This window comes from Clostridium sp. LS, assembly GCF_002760435.1.
In the GTDB taxonomy this organism is placed as follows: domain Bacteria; phylum Bacillota; class Clostridia; order Clostridiales; family Clostridiaceae; genus Clostridium.
Genome location: NZ_AUUU01000051.1, coordinates 73,707 through 91,216 on the forward strand (window position 1 = coordinate 73,707; position 17,510 = coordinate 91,216).

The 17,510-nt window shown below is 26.7% G+C and carries 14 protein-coding genes; all 14 read right to left on the minus strand.

The features are described from left to right. Positions 1-57 precede the first annotated feature (57 nt). Positions 58-1,065, minus strand: a complete 1,008-nt coding sequence (locus COL3_RS13620) for a glycosyltransferase (protein ID WP_008420881.1) — start codon at positions 1,063-1,065, stop codon at positions 58-60. Between the two features lie 29 nt (positions 1,066-1,094). Beyond that, positions 1,095-1,994: a glycosyltransferase gene (locus COL3_RS13625; protein WP_008420883.1), complete on the minus strand. Its 900-nt coding sequence runs from the start codon at positions 1,992-1,994 to the stop codon at positions 1,095-1,097. After that, positions 1,984-3,264 carry an O-antigen ligase family protein gene (locus COL3_RS13630; RefSeq protein ID WP_008420884.1) on the minus strand — a complete coding sequence of 427 codons (1,281 nt, stop codon included), beginning with the start codon at positions 3,262-3,264 and terminating at the stop codon, positions 1,984-1,986. The genes COL3_RS13625 and COL3_RS13630 overlap by 11 nt, the downstream gene beginning before the upstream one ends. Before the next feature lie 48 nt (positions 3,265-3,312). Continuing rightward, positions 3,313-4,371, minus strand: coding sequence for a glycosyltransferase (locus COL3_RS13635; protein WP_008420886.1), 1,059 nt, complete (start codon positions 4,369-4,371; stop codon positions 3,313-3,315). Next, a complete protein-coding gene (locus tag COL3_RS13640) occupies positions 4,340-5,569 on the minus strand; it encodes a glycosyltransferase family 4 protein (RefSeq protein WP_008420888.1) in 1,230 nt (409 codons plus the stop codon). Before COL3_RS13640 ends, COL3_RS13635 begins: the two co-directional genes overlap by 32 nt. A gap of 35 nt (positions 5,570-5,604) precedes the next feature. Beyond that, positions 5,605-6,975, minus strand: coding sequence for a nucleotide sugar dehydrogenase (locus tag COL3_RS13645; protein WP_008420890.1), 1,371 nt, complete (start codon positions 6,973-6,975; stop codon positions 5,605-5,607). A 28-nt stretch (positions 6,976-7,003) separates the two neighbouring features. Continuing rightward, on the minus strand, positions 7,004-8,926 hold the full coding sequence (locus COL3_RS13650; RefSeq protein ID WP_008420892.1) for an alginate lyase family protein: 1,923 nt from the start codon (positions 8,924-8,926) through the stop codon (positions 7,004-7,006). 9 nt (positions 8,927-8,935) lie between these two features. Beyond that, a complete protein-coding gene (locus COL3_RS13655; RefSeq protein WP_008420894.1) occupies positions 8,936-10,255 on the minus strand; it encodes a phenylacetate--CoA ligase family protein in 1,320 nt (439 codons plus the stop codon). Between the two features lie 5 nt (positions 10,256-10,260). Further along, entirely contained in the window at positions 10,261-11,313 is a 1,053-nt protein-coding gene (locus tag COL3_RS13660) for a glycosyltransferase family 4 protein (protein WP_008420896.1), read from the minus strand. A gap of 185 nt (positions 11,314-11,498) precedes the next feature. After that, positions 11,499-13,148 carry a hypothetical protein gene (locus tag COL3_RS13665; protein ID WP_008420898.1) on the minus strand — a complete coding sequence of 550 codons (1,650 nt, stop codon included), beginning with the start codon at positions 13,146-13,148 and terminating at the stop codon, positions 11,499-11,501. A gap of 99 nt (positions 13,149-13,247) precedes the next feature. After that, positions 13,248-14,876: a hypothetical protein gene (locus COL3_RS13670; RefSeq protein WP_008420900.1), complete on the minus strand. Its 1,629-nt coding sequence runs from the start codon at positions 14,874-14,876 to the stop codon at positions 13,248-13,250. Positions 14,877-15,116: 240 nt separating this feature from the next. After that, complete coding sequence (locus COL3_RS13675) at positions 15,117-15,992, minus strand: ATP-grasp fold amidoligase family protein (protein WP_008420903.1); 876 nt, start codon at positions 15,990-15,992, stop codon at positions 15,117-15,119. Between the two features lie 134 nt (positions 15,993-16,126). Further along, positions 16,127-16,810 (minus strand): CpsD/CapB family tyrosine-protein kinase, encoded by a 684-nt coding sequence (locus COL3_RS13680; protein WP_008420905.1) that lies wholly within the window; start codon positions 16,808-16,810, stop codon positions 16,127-16,129. A 14-nt stretch (positions 16,811-16,824) separates the two neighbouring features. Then, positions 16,825-17,502, minus strand: a complete 678-nt coding sequence (locus COL3_RS13685; RefSeq protein WP_008420907.1) for a Wzz/FepE/Etk N-terminal domain-containing protein — start codon at positions 17,500-17,502, stop codon at positions 16,825-16,827. Positions 17,503-17,510 lie beyond the last annotated feature (8 nt).

Genomic DNA, 17,510 nt, shown 5'->3' on the forward strand with positions numbered 1-17,510 from the left:
AATAAAAATAGTCCCAAATTTTTATGAGACTATTCTTTAATTCTATTATATTTATACTTAATTTATTACTTTTAATAATGCGTTTAATACTATCATTTCAGGTTTAACATAATTATTGTAGTAATATAAGTTATTCTTCATTATTTCCTGCCGTTTCTCTTTATTGTTGATTAAGTATGTTAACACCTCAATTAGCTCATCAGCATTCCTAAACTCTATATAATTCTTCCCATTCTTAAATTCTCCAGGCAATTCATAATATAACGGTTCACTTACTATTACTCTTGAAGCTGCTACATACTCTCCTAATTTCCAGCCTATAGATTTGTGCAATCCTGTTGTTGAAATACATATTTCTGTTTCTTTGAGTATATTTAAAAACTTATCTCTCTTAGTGATGTCAGTATTTTTTGTAATAAATTCCGAAAAATATTTTCTTGCAAATTCACTATCCTCAATTCCTCCAATAAAATTCTCTTTGAAATTTTCTTTGCAAGCCTTAATACACTCTACTCTAAAATTATTAATTTCTTCTCTTTCTTTTCTGACATCTTCATTTTCTATTTCCTTTGAATTTGTATCCCAAACTCTAGTTAAAAAACAAATTTTAGGCTTATCCTCACTAATTGAAAAACTTTCAAAATCTTCTGGATAGAAATTATATTTGTAGTTTTTAATAATTTTGATAAGCTTATTCTTTATTACTTCTTTAAGATCTAATATATTGCCATTTTTACTATAAACATTATAATTTAATCCTAATGGATAAGATTTAAAATTGTATTTGCTTGCTTCAATAGATTTGAAACTTCTTTTAAAATAGTAATCAATATTATCAATTTTCATAACTGTTTTTGCATAAAACTCTTGCTCATCCATAGTATCAAAGATAACTTTTATATTATCATTAATAATAACTTCTAGAATTTGTTTTCCAGTATCATATTTATTTTCTTTAGAAAGTTCTACTATTCCTTTCTTGTTTAATTCAACAAAACCAGCAAAAATTTGATTTAAATGCTTTACTTTAGAGTGTAAAATTAGATGGCATTTTATTCTTTTCATTAAATTGACTTCTCCTTGCATTATTAAAATTAATTTATCTCTTTAAGTTTGCCCATAAAATAAAGTAAAGAAATTTCTACTACATTAAGAAAACAAGCAATATATAATAATGGTATTAATCTTTTATCATAATATGTTTTACATAAATACTTTCTAGATTGAAAATTAATAATATTATTACTAATTTTGTCCTTCAAATTCCTCTTACTACCCGCTTTTTTATGATTATGGATATAATAATCGCTTATTGATAAACATTCACTGTAGGATTTGTTACGTAACTTAATAGACAATATATTCTCCTCATTATATAGGAAAGTGTTTTCATCTAATAATCCAATTTCTTGTAAAACCACATTCTTTATAATAAAAAAGCTTCCTGGTACCACTTGTACTTTTGCAATAGATGAATCCTTCTCATCAATCATAATTTTTTCCTTTTTATTAGATGATCTAAACCTTGATAAAAAATTTATATATCCGGTTATTATATTCTTTTTATCCGGTATTCTCCAACAAGCATTTCTTGGATTCAATTCACTATTTAATATCATCATTGCTCCAATTAAAGCTATATCTTCTCTGTCTTCAATCTTATTTATTAAATTCAAAAAAATTTCTTTGTAAGATATTATTACATCAGGATTCATTATACATATATATCTTATTGCACTCAGCTTATTATTAATAAATTTTATCCCACAATTATTTCCGCCTGCGTATCCGCTATTTTTTAGATTTTGAATAACATAGATATTTTTAATGTCTTCATATTTTTTAGATAATATATAAAAAGAGTTATTAGAGGAATTATTATCTACTATAACAATGGGATATTCAATATTTAACTTAATCAAATTATCAACACTTTGTTCTGTTATAACATAATCATTATAATTAAGTATCACTATTGCAATTTCAGATTCCATATATCTCCCCCATTCTTAAATTTGGGTTATCAATCAATCGATCTCTATCTTTTGCTTTTTTCAAATTAACCTCTAAGTAAATCATAATTATAACTATATATATAGGACCGAAACCCCAATAGAATTGTAGTATATTGGGAAGTAATATAGTTAAATAAATTATATATGCTACATACATATATTTATTTTGCTTACTGTACATTTTAAAACCATAAATATACATCTTTGCAAATAAGCAAATAACCCACACTCCGCCAATAATTCCATACATATATACAAATGCAGTTATCCCATTATCATTTAAGTAGTATTGTTTATCAACACCTGCAGCTAAGTAGGCTTTTTCATTCAATTCATTAATATAACCTCTTCCTAAAACAGGTGAATCCTTTAACTGATTTAAATAATTTTCTTTTCCCAATTCCCTAATTATATAATTGGGATCAGTATTACGAATATTCTTATCCAAAACAGATGCATATTGGCTAATTAATGGAGTAGTTAATAAACATCCTAGTATTATTACTCCAAATATTATTCCTGGTATCTTAATTAACAAATTTTTTTTCCATAAAAGAATCATTGCAGCACTAGATAGCGCTATAGCTAATATTGCAAGTCTTCCACGAATAATAAAAATATTATAAAAGATTAATAAGGATAAAATTATAATATTCTTTTTCATCTGCCTTTTTTGAAATATATTTTCTATGACGAAAAAAAATAATATACTTATTAAGGTTGAATCAAAATGCAATCTAGTTCCTCCATACCTTGACGATTCAGGAACATAAAGAAACAATACTTTGCTTACTAAAAAATACTGTACAGTGTATATTGTTAATGCCATAATTCCTAAACAGGATATTACTTTTTGGAGATCAATTCTATTTTTTTCACTAGCACATATAAATTTTGTTAGCGGAAAATACATTAAAAATAGGATTAAAAAAAATCGTTGGGGGCGTATACCTAATAAAATACTTTGTCCATATAGTTGCATCCCTCTAATTGAACTTAGAATTACTAAAACAAGAACAAAGACTATTTCAGTTCTAAACATATAGCTTTTAATTTTTACCTTTTTATATTTTGCTAAAACAAATATACTCCAAAGCACACTTAATGCTAATGGTATATCATCATAATTAAATGTACCTCTAATGCTTATATTGTCTACATCTACTAAATAAAAGCAGTTTTCAATTAAAATAATTACTATGGATAAAATGATTAATTCAATTGAATTATTCTTAAGCTTTATGTGCATATTTACCCTCCCTTCATTAATTTATTTATAAAAAACTAACCTTTAGTTCTAGTTTATATATATTTTTTCGTATTCACTGCACAATCTATCAATTGAGTATTCTTTTATTGCATATTCATATGCATAATTCACTTTACTTTCTCCAGAAATAATACATTCCTCTATTTTCTCTTGCAAATCTCTATAATCACCACTTTTAAATAAATACCCACTATCCTTTGTTATGATATTTTTAGGTCCGTCAATATTACTTGCTATTACTCTTGTCTTAGAAGCCATTCCCTCAATAATTACAAGACCAAATCCTTCATATCTTGACGGCAAGATCAAAATATCCATGCTTCTTAGCAGTTCTGGAATATTTTCAACATTACCTAAGAATTTCACCCTTTCTCGCAAATTTAATTGTTCACATAATCCTTTCAGGTAATTTAAATCTTCTTTTTGTTGAACTGAAGCATCACCTGCAAAATAAACAATTATGTTATACTTCTCTGCAATATCTTTTACAGCTCTTATTAATAAATCCTGCCCCTTTTTTTCTATATGAATTCTAGCTATACATACTATATTTATTGTTAAATGATTATTCTTAGGTAAGTTGAATTTTTCAATATCTATACCATTATTTACAGTGATTATCTTGCTTTTATCAATTAGGTTCTCTATACATTCATCTTCTACTGGTTTTGAGATACAAATAACTTTCTTGCAGAATTTATTTATATCAATCACCAGTTTTTTATCGACATTTACTATATTTGTATCATGAATAGTGTATATAATATCTAATTTCTTTATGAACTTTTTAATATATATTGCAAGCTTAAAAGAGGCTTTATTATGACAATGAATTATTTCAGGATTTTCTTTGCGCATATATCTTAATAATTCTATTATATATATAATATTTTTACTGCTTTCAGGCCTATTTATCAGTTTAATTTCAATATTTTTTGCATTAACTTCGTTTAATAATTTTGTATTATAAAGATTATTTACAATGCATAGTCCTTGTTGATCTATATGACAATTATTTAAAATATCTATTAGTAGTTTTTCAGCACCACCTGTATCAAAAGACATTATCAAATGTATAACCTTCATAATTTCCCCCTAATATATTATCAAAGATATATTCATATCCATTAATTAACGCTTTACTTGTTTTATCCCAAGATAGTTCTTCCATAACTCTTTTCCTTCCAAATGCACCCATTTCGCTTCTCATTTCTTTGTTATTTAGCAGCAATTCAATCTTATTAGCCATATCCACTGGATCATTATTTTTAGCATATAATGAAGCTTCCTTTGCTGAATATCTTCCTTCTGCTAAATCGAATTGTACAATTGGTTTTCCAAGAGCCATATATTCTAAAATCTTGTTCATAGTTGATTTATCATTCATTTCATTATATTCATCTGGATTCACACATACATCAGCCGTATTTAAGTAATCTAATAATATTTCATCTGATACTCGACCTGTAAACTCTACAATATCACTTAAATTCATTTCTATAGTCATTCTCTTCAAGTTTTCCAAGTGTGGTCCTCCTCCGACAATTCCACAAAATATATCATTTCTGCCTTTTATATCTCTCAGGTACTTCACAGCCTTTAAAAGATATTCTATACCTTCCTGTTGTCCAATAACTCCCAAATAACCAATCATGTATTTTTTACCTTTTTTAATTTCATCCTTAGGCGGCTGTATTTTCAATCTATCTAATTTAGGCCCGCTCCTTAAAACAAAGATGTTTTTAGGATCCATCTTTCCTCTTTCAATTGCAATTTTTTTATAGGATTCATTTGTAACAAACGCAGCATCACAGTGCTTATATGTTTGTCTTTCAAGCCATAACTGACTTTTATACAATAATCCATATTTCTTAAATTTAGCGTAAAACAGCTCTGGACATATATCATGGTGATCAAATACATATTTAACTCCATATTTTTTAAACTTCTTTGCAATTAAAAAAATATTATCAGGAGGATTACATCCCTGAATAACATGAAAACCTATTTCTTTATATATTTTTTTTGCAAGCTTGTACTCACTCCAAAGAGCACTGCCGTATTCCCTAACATAGCCAATTAAACCATTTCCTTCAGAAGGTAAATCATGTCTAAATATATTTACTCCTTCTAATACTTCTTCTTCCTTTGTATACCCCTTTCCTTTAGGACATATCACGGATACGGTATATCCATTTGAAACTAGAGTAATTGCTTCTTGCCATACCCTCGTATCAAACGGAACTGGTAAGTTTTCAACTATTATTAAGATTTTCTTCTCCATTTTTCCTCCTGCAAAAATTCAATCTATTGATAATTTTAAAAAACCGAACTATATTCAGTTTCTATACTTGTAATTGCATTCTTATTAACATTTTCTATTACCCAATTTAGCCCCTCATAATATCCATTATAGTTTATTTCTTTATCTATCCTAACTAGATCTAAAACAATTTTTCCTGGATATCTTCTTAATACTTCCTTAAATTCTTCTTCTTTATTTGCAATAACTATGACCTCTGAATCACTAACAACAGCATCTATATCATCTGTTACTAATCTTTGCAGATGTGGGATTTTACTTTCAATAAACTCTCTGTTTGTTCCTGTTAACTCTGATACTTTAACGTTTTTATCATAAATTAAAATATTAAGACCCTTGCCAAGTAATTTTTCTACTACATCCACCATAGGACTGCAACGTAAATCATCAGTACCTGCTTTGAAGCTTAATCCTAATATTCCTACATTTTTCTTTCCTTTACTTATTACCATTTCATAAGCATTTTCTTTTTGTATTGAATTACTAAACTCAATGCTTTCTATTAATGGAACTTTAATATATAAATCCTTAGCCAATGTCGTTAGCGCCTTCGTGTCTTTTGGTAAACATGATCCACCATATGCAAAGCCCGGCTTAAAATAATACGGTGAAATATTTAAACATCTGTCTTTACAAAATATTTCCATAGCCTTATGACTGTCAATTCCAAGTTCCTTGCATATATTGCCTACTTCATTTCCAAATACTATTTTCAGTGCATGAAAAGCATTGTTTATATATTTCATAATTTCTGAAACCTTTATATCAGTGCATATTTTCTCCCCAGGTAAAGATTTATATAATTCTAACATTATATCCTTTGATTTTTCACATTCGTATCCTATTAATGTAAGTGGAGGATTAAAATAATCTTGAACTGCTGTGCCTTCCCTTAAAAATTCCGGGTTAGATACTATCCCAAAATCCACTCCATTTTTCTTTCCAGAAATTTTTTCTATTATCTGTGAAACCTTTTTATTAGTACCTGGTAACACAGTACTTCTTATTGCAATTACATGAAAACCGTTCTTTTCTTTTATTGCTTCACCTATTTGCTTAGCAACATAAAATATATATTGTAAATTTAGGTGCCCTTCCTTACTACTAGGTGTACCCACTGTAACAATTGATATCTCTGTATTTTTTATTGCATATTCCACATCTAAAGTTGCTTCAAGTAATTCAGAATCATGGGCTTCCTTAATTAGCCTTTCTATATCTTTTTCAATTATAGTTGCCCTTCCAGAATTAATTAAATTAACTTTAGTAGTGTTAACATCAACACCTATTACCTTATGTCCCTTGTGTGCTAAACACCCTGCGCTTACACACCCAACATAACCTAAACCAAAAATACTAACTCTCATTTTCATCCCTCCCATATTAAATTTAAAATCAATTTATATTTTCTAAATCTTTTTCCCCAATAGGTCTATTTATGGAAATCAATGTTATCACTTCTTTGTTTTTAATATTTTTTATCCTAATTGCACTTGTTAATTCCTTATTTGAATATAATCTTGATTGCCAAATATTTTCTATACTACTTTCCTCATTATTAATAAACATAATAAATATAGAATTATGTTTACCTTTTAACATAAGTTGTCCTTTATATTCTATAATTTCAATCTTATTGCTTATTACCAATGTTAATATATAGTAGCCAAAATTCCCTTGTACCTTATCTTTAATATAAAATAGGTCAGGTTTAAAATATTTTATTTGCCTATTATGAATAATAGGTTTATAACCATCATGCTCACACTCAATTTCATCGATCTTTTCATTAAAATCAAATTCTATTAATTTTGAATTTGCTCTTTTCCCCCATAGAAAGGCTCCTTTAATTTCTGACTGATCCTTTCCATCTACAGTAACAGTGTTGTGATTAATAGTCTTCCTAAAATAATCTCTCCAGTTCTTTTGTATGTGATAAATATAGGTCCCTGGATCTATAATAAACTCTTCACCATTGACAGATAAGGTAATACTTAAAGCATCAGCATGTCCATGTGCTGCCATTCTTCCAAAGCCAAGTTCTCCATGATCTACAGACATAACTGTTTCTGTTTTCCCGTTTTTATACCTTAATATAGAATGCCCGCCAATTTTATATATTTTAGATTTAGAATTATCATATTCATTTTTTACTCCTTGTAAATGATAGTTATCAAATAACCACCCTACATTTTCATGCAGTATTGTTAGATCAGTATACTTAGTTTTTAGTACTATAGACCCTAATTGGAGTACATATTTATAGTAGTTAAACATTTCCCCATTTAAATCCAATATTTTACCACAATCATCATCTCCAAGATTAGGTACATTACTATATATATCACTTAAGTCTGCTATATATTCACACATTTTTTTTAATATGTCATCTAATTCATAAGGGTAAACAATATTATTTTTTTTGCATGTAATTATATATATAATTACGCCTTCAAGTATAAAACATTGATAATGTGGAGATTGTTCTTTATTTACTCCATCATTATTGTTTTGTCTTTTCATTTCCTTTTTCAATATTTCATTACACAATTCTATCAATCTAGGAATATTAAATACTACACCGACAATCCCCATATTAACTGCTTCAATAATTAAATGATTATTTGCTGAGGAATATCTAGAATAATGATGGAAAGTGTATTCAGTTGAATTTAATATTCCCAGTTTTAAATCTTTTAAGAATTTCTTATTTTTGTATTTCTTGTGATTTAAAAAATTAAATACAATAATCCACGAAATTGACCTAATTGAGATTTCCATTACACTTGTCCATGCAATTCCCATTAAAAAAGGATTTTTCTCATTCCAATCGTAAAAATCTTTTTCAAGTTCTTCTACATAAGATACTTTCCCAGTCACAAAATATAACTTAGCCAATTGTGTAAAATGATAATGCCTATTTAATTCCCAATTTGTTCTTGCATCACCTATTGAATCTTCCTGCTTATAATTTAAATCATAAGAAAAAATAAGCGGCCACTTATTCGAGGTTTGAAATCCATAATCCCATATGTTTTCCAAGTTAATTTTATAGTTATATTTATCCCAAAACTTATCTATAAATTTTTCACTATAAAACTTATTATTAAAATTCAGCATCTCTTTATTACTTTCAAAAATATTTACTCTTTTGTAAAATTTATATCCTTCAAGCTCATCAATTACTTTTGCTTTCCTATTGTTAAATAATAATTTTTCTTTTTTAGATAATATTTTTTGATTTATTCTCCAACAAACTTCACGTAATGACATTGCCATTAATCTGTTAACATACCATACAACTTTTTCTACTTTCATGCAATCACCTTATTTTATACACTGAACTATAGTACTAAACTTGCCTCTGCTTGATAAAATAACACGATCAACAACTTCTATAGTATATTCAAATGTATTAATCAATTTCTTATCTAATAATTTTTTTATCAATTTAATGTCTTCATCTGAAATATGCTTTTCTGGGACAATATTAAAGATAAATTTTCCCCTTTCCTTTTGTACATACTGATAAAATCTAATTTGTGTCAAAACTTTATCATTAATCTCTAATGATGTAATAGATACTTCTTCTCCATGTTTACCAATAAGCACTTCTTTTTGCCTATGCCCATATATTTTGAATCCTTCACATTCCTCTTTAACTACATCATCTGTTATAAACCTTATAAGAGGCATTTTTTTATTTAAAAAACCTGTACATATAATTCTGCTGCTTCCACTATCATCGGTATCAATCTCAGTAAATCCATATAATTCGTTAAATTTATAGCATTTATCAAATCCTTCTTCAGCAAAAACAGCTCTCTCAGTATGACCGTAAAAAGCTAAGGATTTACAATTAAAGTATTGCTCTATAAAAGTTCTTTTTATTTCATCTACTGTCTCTGATATGAAAAAAACACCCTTGATATTAGTTGATAATATAATATTGTTTTCTTTTAACACTTTACAAAAGCTATATATTGCTGATGGATATCCATGTATAAAATTCGGTCTAAACTTCTCAATAATTTTCACATATTCTCTAATTTCATAATTATTAATTCTCACTGGACTTAAAATTACTTCATTATAAAGCGGATTGTATTTTTGTATTTTTCCAGCAAAATCCATTCCTCTGAATGTAGCTAATCTTGATTTCTTATAATCATATCCCAATTTACTCCAGCAATGATATATAAATGCTTTTTCTCTATATATAGAATCTTTATCCAATGGAATTATCATTTCTTTTCCAGTACTCCCACCTGTACTAGAACAATAAAAATCCATTTTTTCACTTGATATAAATTCATCATACCGATCAAATATTTCTTTCTTATCAATTTGGGGTAATAATTTCATTTCGCTTATATCCTTCATCTCATACGGATTGAAGCCTATAGTATCAAATGTATTTTTATAATATTTTGTATTTTCGTATGCATAGCACAAGCTCTTCTTCAATTTATGAAATTGAATTTCTTTTTTTTCATAATCACTAAGTTTCTCAAATTTCATTAACTCTTCGTATTGCTCTAAAAATACTCTATTTTCAATTAATTTTTTTCTAATAATATTTTTTGCTAATAACTTTATAAAGTCTGGCATATTTCCATTGAGTTTTTTTAATATTTTCGAATTCATATAAATCACCTTCTACTTCCTAATTCTTCGTATAGCTTTTCCAATTGAGTTAGAATATTATTGATATTAAATTTTCTTTTTACTAATTCATATGATTCTTTTCCCATATTTTCTCTTAACTCCTCAGAGTTTATAAGTTGATTAATACATTCAGTAAGCTTTATTTTATCTCCTGGTTCTATCAAAAATCCGTTAACGCCATTTAATACTTGATTTTTTATCCCTCCAACATTAGTTGATATTATAGGCAGCGAGTACCCCATGGATTCTAATACAGACATGGGCATTCCTTCATTATAAGATGGAAGCACAAATATAGTTGATTCTTTTATTATTTTTTCCTTTGCGCTCCCTTTGACCCATCCAAGTACACTAACATGGTCATCTATCCCTTTTTCTTTACATAATTTTTCAACTTCCTGAATTTCTCCATCTCCTAATAAATTGACTTTGATATTATTATTTATTCTTAAGATATTAGGAATTATACTAAGTAAATCATATACTCCTTTCCTATGTCCCAATCTTCCCAAAAATAAAATGTTAATATCCTTATAGCTCTTCTGCTCTTTTGGTGGGATAATTATCGAATTATACATGACGATTATTTTCTCCTCATCACATATATTCAAAAAGAATTCTTTCCATTCTTCTGATAATACAATTACTTTATCTGCTAATTTAAAAATATTTCTGATATAGCTTTTATTTAAGCTACTGCTTTCATCTAAGTAAAATTCTTTAAATTCTGCTCCATGAACATGAATGATAACTTTCTTTTTATATAGTTTTGATATTTTAATAAAAATACTCTTTCTATAAAAACTTGCCCTAGATGCGGTATGAACATGAAGTATGTCATAATTAAAATTTACTAGATGCATTAATAAGGCTTTTAGCATTATTAATAACTTTTTTACCTTACTCCCATCTTCCATTGTAGCCAAATACTTCAAGCTGATGTCTTTTTCCATTCCCACATCATAATAATTATTTACAACAGTTGATATACCACCCTGAACATTTCTTCCTGGTCCTATCATTAATATCCTTAACATACTTTTCCTCCTAATTTAAGTTACTTTATAATATTTGTGTAACATTGCATGGGCTTAGTTTTCATTAGTTTTATAGTAAAATAAAAGTGCCATAATAAAATTTATTTTTATTATGGCACTTTTATTCCAATTATTTTTCATATGATTTAAATTTATATATACAAAATTAACTATAAAAATTATTTTTAATTAATAATTCTAACTTCTCCATTAAATTTATTGTTTTCTAATTTAGTTTCTATCCCATATTCAACAATTCTTAATGAAGTATTTTGACTTACAGAATTAAAATAATTTTCTATAAGAGTACAATCGTTACTCTTTATATTGGCTAAAATATCTTCGCTACATGTTCTAATATCGTTGCCATTTAATGTTGTATTCCTATATGTTCCTGCAAGCATCTCCTTTGAATTTTCATTCGAAGCAAAATTATTATTAAAAAATGATGAATTTACTATTTCCTGACACTCACTGATTATAAAGGCCAAATCTCCGTCATTTTGTTTATTATTATTTATAATTAGTTTTTTTATAACTTCATCTTTTCCACTGCATTCTATGAAAGCTTTTCCGTTGCAGTTATTTATAGTATTATTTGATACCTTGCCAAAATCACTATCATTGGATATAAGTCTGTTAAAAGTACTGTTTATAAATATTATCGGATTATCTTTTAATTCAATATTTGAAAAATTATTATTTTGTAAATTTATATTCTTAACATTAGATTCCAAAATTATTGGGCTTACATTATCTAATGTTTTGTTAACGAACTTGTTATTAATAATATCTACACCATCTAACGTTTTTGTCTTGTCTGTAGTCAATCTTATAAAAACATTACAGTCCTCAAATCTATTGTTATTAATAATCCAATTATATATATCATAACTAGTTCCTTCATGTTCTGTACCTTGTGTATTTTCATAAGTTTCTGTTTGAATTCCATACTCCTTAGCATTAATAATAGTATTATTATAACAATTTATATTAGGAGTATTTACAAAATCAAACCCAATATTTGTATTTGTCACTCTATTATTATATATTTCTATGTTCCCTTCATTTTTAATTCTACAACTTGTTTTATACATTACCTGAACATTATTTGCCACATTGTTTCTAAATATAACATTTTTTGCTCCACCAGGATGAGTTGTATAACATTGACCTACATTTGTAAAACTGCAATTTTGTATTGTAATATTTGAACATATGGTTTCTTTATTTTCATTAACAGATGATCCTATATCTAAGGCAGTTGCGACATTTTCAAATTGGCAATTATCAATTTGAACATTTTGGCAATCATAATCCATTAATATGGTATCATCCCAATTAGTATTATCTGCTCCACTCATTCCTATAAATTTTATATTCTTAAATATTAGATCTGATGAACTATTTATATTTAAAAGCCTTATACCTTGTGAAGAATTAAAATTAGAATTTTTCTTAAGAATTGTTCCTGCTTCACCTAAAAATGATATTCCATTAATGTTATCTTCATCTATAGATTTTGAAAAGCCATATGTGAAATTCTTTGTAAAAAGAATTTCTCCATTAGTATTATTCTTCTTGATATTTTCTAAAACAAAATTAAGTGCATCAGACCAATCTTCATTTACTTCTCCTAAATTTTTAACTAGATATTTATAGTCATCTATATACCATTGAGTTTTACTTACATCTTCTGTACTAACGTTATCTTCACTTTTTTCTAAGAAAGTTTTTGAAGATATGTTACTTGAATTATTATATTTCAATCCTGAAATATCTATTAAACATATAACTAATATAAGGGTACTCATAACCTTTCTTAGCTTTTCCATTACATCTTCCTTTCTTTATTTTAAATTTTAATAATAATATATTTATCCCAAAGAAAAAGTATTACCTATGATTTTTCAGTAATACTTTTAGAATTATTTTTATTGATTTTCTTTCGTAGCAGTTATTTGACCATTATCTGATACTTTAATCTTATATTTAGTTCCATTAGGAGATTGAAGTTCTATATAATCTTTATAGCTATACTTGTTAAATAATCTACTCTCTCCGTAATAATTATTATCTTTAAAAAGAGTTTTTCCTTCTGATTGACCAAGCCTAATCGCCACTCCATTATTCATAGTATTGCTAAATACATTATTAATTAAGCTGCAACTTTTTGCTTCAATATTTGCTAATATATCTGCAGATGCTGTTTTAATATTGTTGTTTTTAAAAACTACATTTTCATAAATTCCTGTAATCATGGCTTTATTGTTAGAACTATTACTAAAATCATTATTTATAATACCTGAATTATAAATTTTTGAATATTCACTAATAATAAATGCTAAATTACTATCATATTCTATATTATTTTTTAAAACAAAATCGCTCAATTGTTCTGTATTTCCTTCAAAGTATATAAAAGCTTTTCCTTCGCAATTACTTATTTTATTGTCACATATTTCTCCAAAAGGATTATGTCCAGGCATTAATCTAGCACAAGTATTATTTATTAAAAATAAAGAATTGTTAGTTAATTTAAGATTATCAAAAATATTATTTTTTATACTTACATTCTTGATATTAGATGTTAATATTATTGCATTATTATTCTCAATATTCTTATCTCTAAAAATATTATTACTTATATTCAATTTATCTAACACTTTAGTACTATCTGTTGTAATTCTTACAAAAATATTGCAATCTTCAAAAGTATTATTATCAATATTCCAATTTGATAAATCATAACTAGTTCCCTCATGTTCTGTCCCCTGAGTATTCTCATAACTTTCAGATTGAATTCCATATTCCTGAGCATTAATAATTACATTATTGTAACAATATATATTGGGAGTATTTACAAAATCAAACCCTATTTTCGTATTCTCTATATAATTATTAAATATAGTAATATATCCTTCATTTTTTATTCTTGAGCTTAATTTTACCATTACCTCAATATCTTTCCCTTTATTATCTTTAAAAGTGACATTTTCAGCTCCGCCAGGATGTGTTGTATAGCATTGTCCAACATTATTAAATCTACAATTTTTTATAACAATATTAGAACATATTGTTTCATTATTTTTTTCAGAATCAGATCCAATATTTAATGCTATAGCTGTATTTTCAAATTGACAATTCTCTATTAAAACATTAGAAGCATCATAATTCATTATTATAGTGTCGTCCCAATTTGAATTATCTGCTCCACTTTCTCCAATAAATTTTAAATCCCTAATAACTATATTACTAGAATAATTTATATTAAAAAGTCTTATACCTTTACTTTTATCAAAATCAGTATTTTTCCTTAAAATTACGTTACTGCCGCCTAAGATAAATATATTATTTAAATCATCGCATAATACACTTCTAGAAAATCCATATGTTGAATTCTCAAGAAAACTTACACTTCCTCCACCATTTTTCTTTATTATATTAAAGATATATTCTAAGGCATCTGACCAATCTTCATTTTGAGTTCCAACATTTTTAACTAAATGCTTATAATAATCTAATAAAAAATTTGAATAATTAGTTTGTAATGTTTGATCCATAGTTTTCCCTCCTTGGAATTATGTGATTCGCATTAGAATTAAGAAAAGAATCTCATTACATATTTGGATATTTTATTAATTATTTTATTTGTTATATAATATTCACATAATTTAAATCTTCTACTATCTGCCAAAATTTTTTTACAGATATAAATAAAAAAAATATATTTTTTCAGCAAAAAATAACTTACATTACTTTTTTAACAATACCGAAAAAATATATATTATTTGTAAATTTCTTTATAGATATTTCTCTAAATTAATTTTAGCAGCAACCTTTAAATCTTCTCTTAGTGGTCTAAACGGATCTTTTCCATTTCCAGGTGTGAATGTTAATTCTCCAAAGTATACTTTTTCTTGTACTATATATAGATCTACTCTTACAAAAGGAAAGCCTTCTGATAATTTAGTCGCAGCTTTAATCAACTCATCAAATTCTTTAGGCTTGTCTATACCTTTCTTATGTTCCACATAAGCCACTTCCATATAAATCCGCTTCCAATTCAAATCATAAAAATTTCTTTTGTGGTTTGTATGCCTATCAAAATCAACTTGAATAAATTCTGGCTTCCCATTAAAACAAAATATTTTATAATCCTTTAAAGATCCGGGAGAATCTTCTAAATATTCTTCACATATTATTTTTCTTTCAATTCCTTTATATTGAATTTCCCTTGTATAATCATAAAAATCCCTTTTTAACCACTTATCCAATTGTTTTTTAGTTTTCTTTAAATCAAGAACAGATTTGTTTTTACAAATTATAATGTCTCCAGAACTATTATTGGGTTTAAATACAAATTTTTTAGGCAGCTCTTCAAAATTAATTTCATCAAAGTTATTATATACGCCATACAATTTTACTAGATAATCCTTACCAAGTTTTTTCTCAACATAACTCCTTACTAAAAATTTATCAACAAAGTCCCTATACCTCTCCAAATTACCATTCTTTTTCATCCATTGTATCTTCTCTCCAAATGTTTTAGGATCAGATAAATTTAATATTTTTTTATAAGACCTAAGATATTCTACATACAATAATGGCATTATTGACTTTTTAGATAGTATTTTTATATAAGTTCTTTTCAAAAAAACTTTTAGTTCCTTATTCATCTCATACAAAATTCCTTCCTACTAAAGTTAATACATAAAGTATCGATATACTCAGTAAATAACGCTTTAATATTTGTAGCAATTTAGATTTGTTTGATGCAAACCTGTCAATTGCAATATATAATCCTCAATACTTAAGTATTCTCCTTTACTTTCTTCTTTTTTTCATTAATTTCGTAATAGTGAGAATAATTAGTTTTCTTTTTACTTACTTTATTTATAACTAGCCCTATTATGTGTGCCCCTACTCTATTTAATAAATTTTTTGCTTCTTTTACAGATTCAATTTTACTTTCACCTGCTAGAACAACGAGAATTGTTCCGTCTACTTTTGTTGATAAAATTTGACCATCAGTAAAAGCATCTAATGGCGGGCTATCTAAAATAATTATGTCATATTCCTCCTTAAGCCTTTCTAATAAATCACTCATTGTTGTAGAGCTAATCATTTCGGATGGATTAGGCGGTATTTTTCCACTTGGTAATATATGCAGGTTAGATTTATATTCCTGAATTGCATTTTCTAATGTTTCTTTTCCTATCATAACTTCTGAAAATCCACATAAATTAGATATATTAAATTTTTTATGAATTGATGGTTTTCTTAAGTCGCAGTCTATTATAATTACCTTTTTTCCGTTTTGTGCAAATGATAATGCTAAATTTCCTGATACTGTTGACTTTCCTTCTTGGGGATTAGCACTTGTAACAACAACGCTTCTTATTTCTTTATCAACAGAAGAATATTGTATGTTTGTTCTAAGTGTTCTATATGATTCTGCTTCTATTGATTGAGGTTTTTCTTCAACTACAAGCATTTTTTTCACTCCTCTCACTTTTTTTCTCCACAAGGTATCATTCCTATTACAGGAAGTTCAAGTAATTTTTCGGTTTGCTCCTTTGATTTTAGGGTATCATCCATATATTCCTTTAGTAATGCTATTGCACACCCTAACATTAATCCTGCCACAAAAGATATTGCAATATTTTTCACTTTATTTGGGCTTACCGGATTTTCCGGTAATTCAGGGCTTTCTACAATTTTTACTGTTCCATTTGGTATAAGTTCTTTTGAGTTATTTATGAATTCATCTATAACTGCTACTAATATATCCTTTGATAAGTTTTTATCTTTATTTTTATAGCTTATTTCTAGGATTTGCGTGTCTGCACTAGGGTTTACTTCTAAATTATTAATTACATCAGAATATCCTACATCAAAATTATTTTTATAAATTGCATTTTCAATTAAGTCTTTAGTTTTTATTAATTCAGAATATGTTTTTAATAATTTTTGATACATTTGAACATCATTATTATTATAATTTGGATCATTAGTTTGTTCTTTTCCTATAAAAACTTTAGCGTTAACCTCATACACAGGCTTAAGGAGAAAAAAACTGATTAGTGCTGTAGATAAAGTTATAACAAATGTTGTCACTAATATGATTTTCCATCGATTTTTTAGAACCATAAGAATATCCTGAACTTTTACGTCCATTTCTTCCATACTCATCC